The organism is Pseudomonas sp. FG98, assembly GCF_057808595.1.
Genome location: NZ_JBMDIJ010000128.1, coordinates 1 through 12,158 on the forward strand (window position 1 = coordinate 1; position 12,158 = coordinate 12,158).

A 12,158-nucleotide genomic window follows, 5' to 3' on the forward strand; every position below is an offset into this window, starting at 1 on the left:
GTCGAGGCTGATGGCCTCATCGTCGGCAACGCCGACTCCCACAGGGTTCTGGGCCGGCCATGGCATCTGTGCTCGACGCGTCCGATGTAGGAGCTGCTTCAGCTGCGAAGGACCGCGACAGCGGTCCCGAAACCATCCCGCACGAGCCTCTGGCCATGCAGGGTTGTGGATTCTCAGCGCCCGATCTTGCGCATTTCTCCAGACTCATTGGGTTGACAGGTTTTGGGACCGCTGCGCGGCCCATCGCAGCTGAAGCAGCTCCTACCTGGAACGCGTCGCACATGCGGTTTTATGCAACGTCGAGACCTTCAACGCACCGACTGCACGCGCCAGGTCCACTGTCCCAGGCTGCTGTCCCGCTCTTGCTGCACGAACACGCCATAGTCTTCGAGATAGTTGAAGCGCTCATTGCCGGCGAGTTTGGGGGTGATCGTAGTGCAGGTCAGTGGCTTGGCCCGGCCTTGCAGGTCCGGGTGGATCCGGCTGGCCGGCAGTGCCGTGCCGATGCTGCACCGGACGGCGCTGGTGAAGTGCTCGGTTTTGTTGGTCTGGGTCTTGTAGTAGGTGACCTCGGTGTTTTCCGGCAGTTGCTGCCAGTCGCCCCTGAACGCCAGGCCGGTGATGCGCAAGGTATCCCCGGTCTGTCCGCCGCGGCGGCGGTCGAATTTGTTGTTGGCCAGCGTGATCAGGCCACGGAAGGTCAACAGCAGCTCGCTACCCAGTACCGAGTCCGTTGGCTGGACCAGCAACTGGCCGCTCTGCGGGTCGCGGGCGAAGACATCGTCGCGCTGCACATCGGTGATCTTCGCGGTGTGCAGCATCAGCGCGTCGTAGCGATATTCCAGTTGCTGAAGCGTCAGGCGCGGTTCGGGCAGGTTCAGGGACTTGATCGCGGTGAGGACGGCAGGCGCCGCCGTGGGTGTGTCCAGTTGCGGCGGTAGCGCCTCGCGTTCGGGAGGGAAGGGCAGGCTGGCCCAGTTTGCAGGTTGTCCGCAGGCGGCGTCGATCAGTCGGCGTTGTTCGCTGCTGGCTTCTGCCACTGGCGCCAGGGTCATCGGCTCGTTCTGCTCGATGCGGCCGGCAAACACCCGGCCCTTCCCGTCTATCGAGAACTGGCTGAGGCGCTTGAAGCGCTGTTGTGCGCAGTCGATTGCCAGGCGTTCCTGCACCAGGGGGATGCGGATGTTTTCCTCCGCCAGTTGGTATCGCACCAGTTGCGTGGCCGTCCAGATCTTGAGCAGTCCCGCTTCGTGGACCGCGCTGTTGCGGTCGAGCAGCGGCCAGTCCTGGCCTTCGCGGGTGTCCACGGCGCGCCAGTCGGGTGTCGGGCGAGCCGCGCAGGCCTGACGCCGTTGTTCGCTCTCCAGCAGGACCTGCAACTGGGGAAGGGGGAGGTTGGCACGGTCGAGGCTGTCGGCGAACGCACGCATGCCCCTGTTGGAGTGGTAGTACATGATGCCGCTGGCCTGGCTGCAGGAGACGTCGAAGCGGGCCAGCCAGGGTTTCTCCTTGGTGGGGATGACCATGTAGGTCACCCTGTCGCCCTGGCGGATGATCGAGTCGGGTGCGGCGGGTTGGCCAATCAGCTGTTCGAAGGTTTCGAGGCCGGCAGGCTTGCCGGGTAGCTCTTGTTTGGGCGGCGGCGAGCTACAGGCGGCGAGGGCCAGTGGCAAGGCGAGGACAAGGGGCAGACGCGCATCCATGCAGGGAAACTCCTGGCGAAAAACGCGCAAGTTTACCCGAGCGCTGACGGCTTGACATGTTTGCTTAAGGCAAATATATAATTGCCTCAAGCAAATAAATGGTCCGCCCCCCATGACTACCTCCCTTCTCGAACACGCCGACGCCATCCGCCGTTTCAACCGTTTCTACACCCGCCAGATCGGCGCCCTGGACGAGCATCTGGTGCACACGGACTTTTCCCTGAGCGAAAGCCGCATCCTCTATGAACTGGGCAACTCCAGCGGCCTGACCAGCACCGACCTGCGCCAGTCGCTCGGCCTCGATGCCGGCTACCTGAGCCGGATCATCGCCGGCTTCGAGAAGAAGGGCCTGGTGAGCAAATCCCGCTCGGCCAGCGATGGGCGGGCGACATTGCTTCAGCTCACGGCACAGGGCGCGACGGTTCTGGCCTCTCTTGAACAGGCCGCACGCGACGCCGTCGCAGACTTGCTCCAAGACATGCCGAGCGCCCGCCAGCAACTGCTGCTGCAGGCGATGGCGCAGATCCAGTCGCTGCTTGGCGAGCGTGATACTTCATACGTCCTGCGGCCGCCGCAAGCGGGCGACATGGGGCTGATCGTCCAGCAGCAGGCGCAGCTCTACACCCGGGAATACGGCTGGAATTCGGACTTCGAAGCGATGGTGGCGGAGATCGTCGCGAAGTTCCTGCGCGACTTCGACCCCAGCGCAGAGCGCTGCTGGATCGCCGAACAGCATGGCAAGGTGATCGGTTCGGTCTTCGTCACTCGCCATGACGAGAGCACCGCCAAGTTGCGCATGCTCTACGTGGACGCCAGCGCGCGGGGGCTGGGTATCGGCAAGCGGCTGGTCGAGGAGACCCTGCGCTTTGCCCGGGACAGCGGCTACACGCGGATGATGCTGTGGACCGTGAGCGTGCTGACGGATGCCCGGCGTTTGTACCAGGCGGCGGGGTTTCAACTGGTGGAGGAAGCGCCGGTGCATGAGTTCGGCAAGGACCTGGTCAGCCAGACCTGGGCGCTGGAGCTGTAGCCGGCCCGGCAGGCATCGCCGGGCCGTGAAGCAGGTTCAGGAAGGTTGTGCGGCCAGGCTGTTGCTGACGTTACGCCCCAGCACCAGCACCGTGATAAAGCCGCAACCGACCAGCGCCGTGGCCAGGCTGAGCAGCACCGAACTGCCCATCTGGTCGACGATGCGCCCACCGAAGAACGAGCCCAGGGCAATGATCACCTGGAACATGGCGACGAACAGCGGCATGCCGCGTTCCACATCCTTCGGTGCGACAACGAACATCCAGATGCTGGCGCAGGCCGGGAAGGCTCCGAAGGCAAAGCCCCATAGTGCAATCAGCATCACCGCGCCGGTCATGCCGGTGGCGAAGTGCGGGAACAGTGCGGTGCTGGTACCGATCATCAGCGCCACCAGCAGCAGGGTGTAGCGCACGCTCTGGTTGGCGGCGAAGCCGGCGAACAGGTTGCCGATCACCCCGGCCACGCCGTACAGCAACAGCAGCGAGCCAATGGTCGGCCCGTCGAAGCCCGAGCTTTGCTTGAAGAACGGCGCGACGTAGGTGTACGCGGCAAAGTGCGCCAGGCCGATCAGTAGCACGGCGATCAGGCCGACCCGGGCCAGCGGGTTGATGAACAGCGCCGGCAGATCGCTGACGCGGATGGCCTTTTCAGGGGTGAGTTTCGGCAGCAGGAACACCTGCGCCAGCAACACCGGGATGCCCAGCAGCGCGGTGGCCAGGAAGGTCATGCGCCAGCCCATCAGGCCGCTCAGCCAGGTGCCCACCGGCACGCCGAGCACCGTGGCCAGGGTCACCCCGACCATGATGATCGAGGTGGCCTGGGCCACGCCCACGCCCTTGGGCGCCAGGCGGCCGCTGAGGGCGATGGCGGTGGCCCAGAAGCCACCGATGCTGATGCCGAGCAGCACGCGCCCGAACAGTAGCAGGCTGAAGTCACTGGCGAAGGCCACCACCGAGTTGGCGATGATCATGATCAGGGTCAGGCCGACCAGCAGGTAGCGCCGGTCCATTGCCCCGATACCCACCGACAGCAAGGGCGCGGCGAGGGCGGCCATGATCCCGGGCAGGGTCACCATCAGGCCGGCATGGCCGGCGCTGATGCCAAGGTCGGCGGCTACGTCGTTGAGTACGCCGACCGGAAGAAATTCGCTGGTCACCAGGGCGAATGCGCCCACGGCGACGGAAAGAATCGCCAGCCACTGCTGGAAGACGCTTTGTTGATCATGTTCAGGACGGCCCTGATGGGCCTGGCTGGGATTTGGCATGGTGTCGGGTTCCACGGGGGACTGGCGCCTTGAACAGCAGGCGGGGGAGGGAGGAAAAATCGAAGGGGATTATAGGGAGCGCGGGTGACAGGCCGACAGACGGCTGGTTCGATAGTAATCATCAGTGAGATCGATGGGAGGGGGGTATTTGCACGTCTTTTGGGTATGGGCGTCTGTCAGGGCATTGCGTCGAGGCTGATAGGTGGTTGTCTTGAATCTTGCAGCATTCTAGAGATCGAGCGCTGAAGATCTGTCGGCTTTTGCTGGAGGCTTCTACTGTCCCTGTGGGAGTCCGCCCAGCCTTTCAACTGCGCTGTCGCGCGAGAATAGGTCTAAGAGCGACGCGGACCCTGTGGGAGCGGGTTTACCGGAACGCCGGACCGCCGCGATGGCGTCGGTGATGCCACCATCGTAGCCACATTTATAGCCCCGGTTCGTGAACCTGTGTCGAAGCGAGCAGTCCTAGCCGAGCCCCGGAGCGGCACCCTTGCCGTCCTCTCACCCGAGCTGCCCGTCCATGCGCCACGCTGTTCACTGTTCTTCCTTCATCTCGCTTTGCCTGATTCCCTTGTTTCCTCTGTTCGCCAGCCCTGTCCACGCCGCTGGCGAGCGACAACTGCTGTCGGCGATCAACGACTACCGCGCCCGGCCGCAGCGCTGCGAAAGCCGCACGATTCGGGCCTCGACGCCGCTGGTGTTGAAGTCGAACCTGAGGTTGCCGGTTGGCTACGGTGGCGGTTTGCGCGACGGATTGAAGGCCTCCGGTTACCAGGCCGTGAAGGTGCGGGCTATCCGACTGGTCGGCGCGGAGGATGCCGAAGAGGCGTTTGCAATGCTGCAGAGCGACTACTGCTCGGCCTTGCTCGATAACCAGTTTGTCGATATTGGGGTCAATCGCGTGCGAAACGAATGGCGACTGGTTCTGGCCCGCCCTCTGCTCGACGCCTCGTTTGGAGGAGATGAACGTGCTGCCGGCAAAGCGTTGCTGGCGCAGGTCAACCAGGCTCGGGCCAGGCCGCGGCTGTGTGGTCGCCAGCGCTTTGCCGCAGCGCGCCCGCTGGCCTGGAATTCTGCGCTGGGCGCGGCAGCGCTGAGCCACAGCCGAGCGATGGCCAACGACAACTTCTTCGCTCACCGTGACCTAGACGGTGACCTGCCGGCAGACCGCGCCCGGAGCGCAGGCTACCGTGGACGTCAGATCGGCGAGAACATCGCCGCTGGGCAGGCTTCACCGAGCAAGGCAATGGCGGGCTGGTTGGCCAGTCCGGGGCATTGTGCCAATCTGATGAACCCGATGTTTACCCAGGTGGGTGGGGCCTTTGCCGAGAACTCGCGCAGTGATGAGGGGGTGTATTGGACGATGCTGTTTGGCGCGCCGTGAGAGGGGCGTTAGGGTCAGGTCGACGCGGTCCAGGTAGGAGCTGCGTCAGCTGCGAAGGACCGCGCAGCGGTCCCAAATCCTGCCTATCCAATGAACCTGGAGAAACGCGGCAGGCCGAGCACCGTGAATCCATGTCTCGGCTTGCTCAGAGGCCGACCGCTAACGCACTCCTCACGCTTTACCAAAGCCAAACAACGAGCGCAGCCAGCCTTTCGGTTTCCGTTCATAGAACGGAGTAGTTTGCGTGATGAAATACTCGCTGAGACCTGAGTCATCCTTGCGCACGCGATACAGGTCAACGGGGTCGCCATCCGGAGCGCTGTCGTGAGCAACGCTGCCGGCCTCGCGGATGACCCGTTCGATATCGCCGTCCGCTTCGATGCCAATGATCAGATGAGGTTTCAGATCGGACGATGGGGCATGCATCAACGCGAGGAACGCGCGCGTTACGTTGCGGTGCCCGGCGAGCAACTGGCTGAGCGAGCTGAGCATCTTCGACGGGTATTGCGACGGTTGTCCGAGCAGTACCTGGGTGTTTTTCTCGACTGTGCGCTGCACCGGTTTTTCGCCGATCCCATCGGCCAGCAAATGGCGGACTTCCTCCGGGAAAAACTCTTTGCCGTAAGGCGACTTTGGATTGAGCACAAGATGGGTGCCCAGGGTGATTTCAAACAGGGACCTGACCGGGATCTCCAGGTAAGACTCTTCGCTGGTTATGGACCGTTGCAGCGTTTGCAACGAAGAAAAGAACGGTATGACGATAGAGTCGTCGTTCTTCTGCCAATGCGCGATGCTGATGTTGCTGCCGGCTTCCAGGCGGACTTTACCTTCGCCTGTGCCGGCTGTGCCGAGGACGTAGACGTTGGAGTTCAACAGGGTCCTGAGGAAATCAGGGCGGTGAGCCGGCTCATCTGCTGCCAGCCTGAGTGACTTTTCGAGGGCGTTTTCTTGCTGGGGGTCCATGGGGTTCATTGGCAGTTCCATCTGTGCAGACCAAGGGGGCGGAGATTGCGCAGTTTTTCATGGGGGGTGGAAACTGGAAAAACGGTAGGTGGATAGGCCTTGTGCATGCCGGTAATCACTCTGGAGGGCGCAAAGAGAGCTCTCCCTTATCAGTGATTAATGAAGAGCCAGTTTGAGCTTGGTCACCACCATAGGTCTCGCCCCGGCGCTGAAGGGCGTCGAAGGCGGCTGCTGTTATCTGCTGATCCGTCCAGCTCCTGCTCAACCAAATAGTCAGGGCTGTGCCGGATAAGTGCCGCCACAGCATTCGTTGCCCCGGGTTCTGGCCATACAGGTGATCGGAGGCTACCCACCAGATAACCCGAGTAACTTCAGCAGCGTTTTTTTGCCGGGCGAATATATCGTAGACATATGAAAACGGGGTTAGCGGCGTTACTACGCGGTCACCTGAGGCTTTGGCAAGGTTCCATACCCATTCACGCTGCTCGGCTGACAGGGCGTGAGAGGGAGGCAATGGATAGTGCGAAACCCTGGACAATCCGAGCCAATAAGCTCCCCAGGGGAGGATCAGGGCGAGACTGACGGTTGCGAAGAAGCAAAACACGACACGGCGAAGCATAAATGGGAGAGTCCTCTGCCTCGAGCGCTGCATCGTACATCGGCAGTGACCACTTCTGGTCGGAAGTGGTCGGTTGCGAAGGTCTGCTTTCGACCCGTAGCCGCCCTTCACGAAAGGCAAGAGTTGGCCATACCCGCGTAAGGTGATCGAAGGGTAGTGACACGCTATGTCTTGCGATATTAAATTGCCATCTTTGATTGGATCCAGGGATGAGTCATGGAGCAAGCCAATTTCCAGGTCGATGCGCGCCTAGCCACGCTGTTAGGGCAAGGGTACTCGTCGACCGAGAAAGCTCTTAAGGAGCTAGTGGACAATGCGTGGGACGCCGACGCAGAAGAAGTCGTTATCGTTTTACCAGAACCACTGAGCGATCAGCCCATCGTCGTCAGCGATAACGGCAATGGCATGACTGTGATTGAGCTGAAATCTCAGTACATGAAGATCGCATCCGACTGCCGTCTGAGGCGAGGGGAGCGGACTCTCGGAAAGCAAAGGGTTATTAAAGGCCGAAAGGGCATCGGTAAATTTGCAGGGCTGATGGCGGCATCGGTGATGACCTTGAGCACTCGCGCCCGCGGGCAGTCTGCGTCATTTACGCTGAGCGTCGACAATCTCCAGCAGGCTGCTGACATTGAGCACCTTCCCATCGACATAGCGGTGTCGATCTGTGGAGAGGGCGATCATGGCACCTCGATCCACCTGACGCATCTCCGGCAAGATCTGAGCTACCCGAATCCTGTCCAACTCAGGCAAGAGCTGATCAAGGAGTATGGCCGGCAGTCTGGTTTCACCATCATCATCAATGGAAAGCCTCTGGGCATTGATGATCTCGAAGGCACCTATAAGGAAGAATCCGAGACGTTGTCATCTGCGGGTGACGTAGCGCTGAGGTTTTCCATCAGCAACAAAAAGACAGGCTTACGGGAGCCTGGCATCACATTGCTTGTCGATGGCAAGGCCATTGGTAAACCGGGGTTCTTTGGGCTGGATGGATGTGACGATGTACCGCCTAAGCTGCTGCGCAAACTTTACGGTGAGATCAGTGCCGATGGCTTGAGGGACTACATAACGGCTGGCTGGGATTCTGTGATCGAGAACAGCGAGAGCTACCAGCGGGTCGCTGAATACGTCCAGCAGACAGTGAAGGAGGCGCTTCATCAAACTCATGCCCAGGAGATGCAGCTTGCGCATGCCAGGTTGAAGAAGGCGTTGAACCTAAGTATGTCGAAGCTCCCTGAGCACAAGCGTCAGTTTGCTGAGGAGGCCATCAAGAAGGTCTTGGACAAGTACTACGACGAGCCTGAACACAAGGTGGAGGCAATCGCATTTGTGGTGCTCCAGGCCATTGAGCGCTCCGATTACGCAGCCGTCATTGAGCACCTGGCTGAGGCGAAGAAGGCAGACGTGGCAGCAGTCGCTGAGGCGCTTGAGCAGTTCGGTCTGGCGGACATGGCAATCCTGGTGGAGCAAGCAAAAGCTCGAATGGCTTTCCTGGACTGGTTGGAAAATCTGGTAGGAAACAAGGCCTGTCTTGAGGTCACGGTTCACCGCGCTATCGAGAGGGCACTCTGGATCTTCGGGGCGGAATACACTGCTTTCAGCTCAAATGAAGGGCTGAAAAAACAAGTCGAGGAGTATTTAGGTCTGAAGTACCAAGGGAAATCTGGTGCAGATAGACCTGACCTTCTGCTCAATGAAAATTTGAATGGTGAGTACCTGCTCATAGAATTCAAGAGGCCCTCGCATGGCTTGAACCATGAGGATTACCAGCAGGCCACAAGGTATCGGCATGAGTTTGCAAAATACACAGCAAAGCCGATAACTGTCCTGTTGCTCGGAGGTCGGCGATCCACTGATTTTCCTGTGCAGTATATCGAGCCCAATGTGAAGCTTCTTTTGTTCTCAGACATTATTGCTACCGCGCGCCGGCAGGTTAAATGGCAGTTGGAAAGAATTTAGACTGTCTGAACTATTTACCGACACAGTCAGCTTTGGGTTGATAGCGGACGGTCGCGACAGACTGCTTTCGGTCTATAGCGGGCGCCTTCCTCCGATGGGAATTGATAGCGAAGGATTCTCCGATCAAGTCAACACAGGTCGGGATGACCTGTGCTGACTTGATCGGAGAGTCTTTCGTTATCTACTAGCGTAACCGACTCATCAGCAACTGCTGTCTCGCTCGTGTACAACCTACATACAGCCGGTTGCGGAATACTGGCTGCCCAAGATCGTATTGGTCGATCATTGGCAGCAATACGACATCGAATTCCAGCCCCTTTACATGCAGCACTGATGTGAAGTGCACCAAATACTTTTTCGACAGATCGATCTGCTCTGATACGCTCATCTTGCGGAAGCTGCCCTCCAGCTCCCGCACACATAGAGCATGCAGGGACCGAGCGGTTACCTGATCAGGCAACACCACAGCAACTGACTGATGTGCAGGGATAGCGGCGATTACATTGAACAGATACCTGAACTCTTCTTCACGTCGGGCAAAGCCACGCATCGTGTAAGCGCGTTGCTCGCTGACCTGATCATGCAGAAGGGCAGCGTCCAACTGCTGCACATCCGTATCGGCTCCGCGCTCAAACAACTGCCGCAGTAACGAACTTAGCGCGGCTAGGTCCGGCTGCCCTTTCTGCCGCAGATTCTCATCCAGCGAAACAAACTCTGGGCGTTTGCCAATCGGGAAGCAATCCGCAATGTGCACTTCCTCGTTGTGCAGCAACTGTTGCGAACGGTCTCCGACGACAGTGATCGCGCTGTAACGCGGATCAGCCTGGGAGGTCATCAAGTAGATCTGCTGCTCGCTGAAGTCCTGTACTTCATCGACAAACACGCTCTGATAGAAAGGTGGCTCGCGTAGGCTGGCGGGAAGTTTGGCTGTTACTCCGGCACTCAGGTCGTGAGCTAAGCACAGTAACAAGTCGATATCTGAATCGCACAGGCGTTGCTCTTCAAGACGCTCCAGTACTTGCCATGCCACGGCCGTATCAGGGAAGCTGTCCGAGTATTCATACAGCGCCTTTGTATATAGCCCCGCGAAGTTCTTCAGCGGCTTGGCCAGATGGTCCAACGCTGCCTGCCGGAATATCTTAAGCACCGAGGTACTCGCCTGACCGTCCTCACCAGGCAATACCTGGCTACCGATGCCGCTGCTGACCTTCAACCATTTCAGTACCCCGCCATCCAGATAGAGCAGCGACTTGGGCCTACCAAGCGCAATGAACAGCTCATTGACTGGCATGAATCTTGTCTCATACCCGTCACCAATGACTAACGATGGCAGCAGAGCGCGGACGCTCTTGCCCGCAAGTGAGGTCTGGACAGCATCATTGAAGGACAAGGGGTGGTTATCCGCTGATAGATACTGGTAACGACTGCTCGACGCACAGGGCAATGCCTCAGAACCCTCACTAATACCCGCCCTGTACAGCACCAAAACCCGATTGGACTGCTGGAACAAATCGACGGGTAACTCTGCCAGCCTTTGCGCCAGCTCCGGAATGCCCTCGCCATAGGCCATTTGCTCTCCCAGATGAATACTCAGGATCGCCGGGCCTAGAATACGTTGAGCCAGCGCATGAATCTTCTCCGACAACCTCGCGGCCACCCGATATAAGGCGCGCTCCGCGGTCAAAGGCGAGAGCAATTCTTGCGCCAGTTCATCAACGCTGGCTGCAAGCGCTTGACGGGCAGCGGCAAACTGGCTGCGCTGTTGGGCAGTAAACCGTTGCAACTCCGCACTGTCGACCTCGACTATCAGCTTCTGCAAGTCGGTGGCAATCACCCGTGCCAGTGCAAGCCGGGCCGCATTAAGCCAAGCCAGAGTGGTAGTTAGAGAATGCCCTTCGTCGCTGCTGTGTTTGAAGCGCTTACCAGAACCGCCCGAAGACTCCAGCTGGCGATAGCTTTGTAGCTTGAAGCGTAACTCGTGATATTCAAGTACTGGCAAAACGGGCATGCATAGACGGCTGCAGGTTTCCTTGAGGTACTGGATAAGCTCGGCAGTGCGCACAAAGCCGACGCTGCCGTCCTGGGAGAACTTGCCGGCAAACTCGCCTTCCCAGTAGTCGAAGTCGTCGCCGAGAATGGAACGGAACGTCTCACGATCCGTCACTTCATTCGAATTGAAGTCACAGAGCATCTTGGTTCTCCCGAGCGCAGCCGACGTCTTGCCTGAGCCCGCAACGCCCTCGACCCACATAGGCCCAACTGGTGCTCGAGAAATGATCTTGTCCTGATTCGGAGTTCGATTTAGAAAAAAGTGTTCATCCAGGCTCATCTGCTCAGTTAGCTCGCCACCACTTTCATCCTCCACATCATCGAGATCGGCAATCGCCAGTGCCGAACCTTCTTCCTCCTCCTCATCATCATCGAGAATCTGCAGCCCCGGTGCCGCAGGCACGGATGGTATCAGCTCTACTGACTCGCCCGCTGGCTGGCCGTCTTCTGATCGGTGAGTAACAACAAGAACCTCTGTTACCAGTGTGTTTGGCAGCTCTGCTTCGTCACTTGTTCGGTCTGTAGGTTCGAGCAGCTCCTTGCCAATGGAGGGCACGATGTCTACATGCTTCTCCATACTTTTGGCCTTAGCAGGCTTTTTACTCGACACAGTGATTTGCTGGGCTGCTGAATATGCCTTTGTCAAAAAGGCTCGCAGATCCATGACGTTTCCCTGGCCGTTAGCATTCTCCACGTCCACCGCCAGAAAGTTGCGCGCATGACGTTCAAGCTCTTCAAAATCATGGCGACGAAACTGGCGGGCCTCAGTGACCCGGTAATTACCCCAGGCCTTTGAGAAGCCCTGAAAGCCCATCCCTGCCACAGCGCAAAGGCGGCCCACTGGTGAGTGAAGAGTGGTATAGCCCGAGCTGGCTTTGGGGTACACCAGCGAGTCCATGCCTAGTCGGAATGTAACAGCCCCCCCCGTCCTCACGTTCGATCACAAGTGCCTTGCCGTAGGCATGGCGCTTAAGATTCCGGTAAGCCAAATTGCCCTCACGGATCATCCGCTCTGCGTAATCAATAATCCCCTCAAGGACCTCCAGCTCTTCACGGGCAATCTTGCGCAGGGATGCTTCACTAATCTGCTTTCCCATACCTGTCACTCCTTATCCTTAGCAGAAAACTTCCACACCCTGTGGCGGTCAACTTTTTCCGGACACCTCAATGTGTGAGGTCAGGCCATCTGCC

At 59.0% G+C, this 12,158-nt stretch carries 7 protein-coding genes; 3 read left to right on the forward strand and 4 right to left on the reverse strand.

Annotation, left to right across the window (positions count from 1 at the left end; all coding sequences use genetic code 11):
• Positions 1–308 precede the first annotated feature (308 nt).
• A complete protein-coding gene (locus ACODSK_RS31040; RefSeq protein WP_489021750.1) occupies positions 309–1,703 on the reverse strand; it encodes a hypothetical protein in 1,395 nt (464 codons plus the stop codon).
• Positions 1,704–1,815: 112 nt separating this feature from the next.
• On the opposite strand from ACODSK_RS31040, the gene ACODSK_RS31045 reads away from it, so the two are divergent.
• Positions 1,816–2,733 (forward strand): bifunctional helix-turn-helix transcriptional regulator/GNAT family N-acetyltransferase, encoded by a 918-nt coding sequence (locus ACODSK_RS31045; protein WP_489021752.1) that lies wholly within the window; start codon positions 1,816–1,818, stop codon positions 2,731–2,733.
• A gap of 36 nt (positions 2,734–2,769) precedes the next feature.
• On the opposite strand, the gene ACODSK_RS31050 is transcribed toward ACODSK_RS31045, so the two are convergent.
• Positions 2,770–3,996, reverse strand: a complete 1,227-nt coding sequence (locus ACODSK_RS31050; RefSeq protein ID WP_489021754.1) for an MFS transporter — start codon at positions 3,994–3,996, stop codon at positions 2,770–2,772.
• A gap of 517 nt (positions 3,997–4,513) precedes the next feature.
• Here ACODSK_RS31050 and ACODSK_RS31055 point away from each other — a divergent pair.
• Complete coding sequence (locus ACODSK_RS31055) at positions 4,514–5,377, forward strand: CAP domain-containing protein (RefSeq protein ID WP_489021755.1); 864 nt, start codon at positions 4,514–4,516, stop codon at positions 5,375–5,377.
• 171 nt (positions 5,378–5,548) lie between these two features.
• Here the strand turns inward: ACODSK_RS31055 and ACODSK_RS31060 are convergent, their stop codons facing one another.
• On the reverse strand, positions 5,549–6,349 hold the full coding sequence (locus ACODSK_RS31060) for an enhanced serine sensitivity protein SseB C-terminal domain-containing protein (protein ID WP_489021756.1): 801 nt from the start codon (positions 6,347–6,349) through the stop codon (positions 5,549–5,551).
• 826 nt (positions 6,350–7,175) lie between these two features.
• On the opposite strand from ACODSK_RS31060, the gene ACODSK_RS31065 reads away from it, so the two are divergent.
• Positions 7,176–8,918 (forward strand): ATP-binding protein, encoded by a 1,743-nt coding sequence (locus tag ACODSK_RS31065; RefSeq protein WP_489021758.1) that lies wholly within the window; start codon positions 7,176–7,178, stop codon positions 8,916–8,918.
• 184 nt (positions 8,919–9,102) lie between these two features.
• Here the strand turns inward: ACODSK_RS31065 and ACODSK_RS31070 are convergent, their stop codons facing one another.
• Positions 9,103–11,853 (reverse strand): ATP-binding domain-containing protein, encoded by a 2,751-nt coding sequence (locus ACODSK_RS31070; protein WP_489021759.1) that lies wholly within the window; start codon positions 11,851–11,853, stop codon positions 9,103–9,105.
• Between the last annotated feature and the right edge of the window lie 305 nt (positions 11,854–12,158).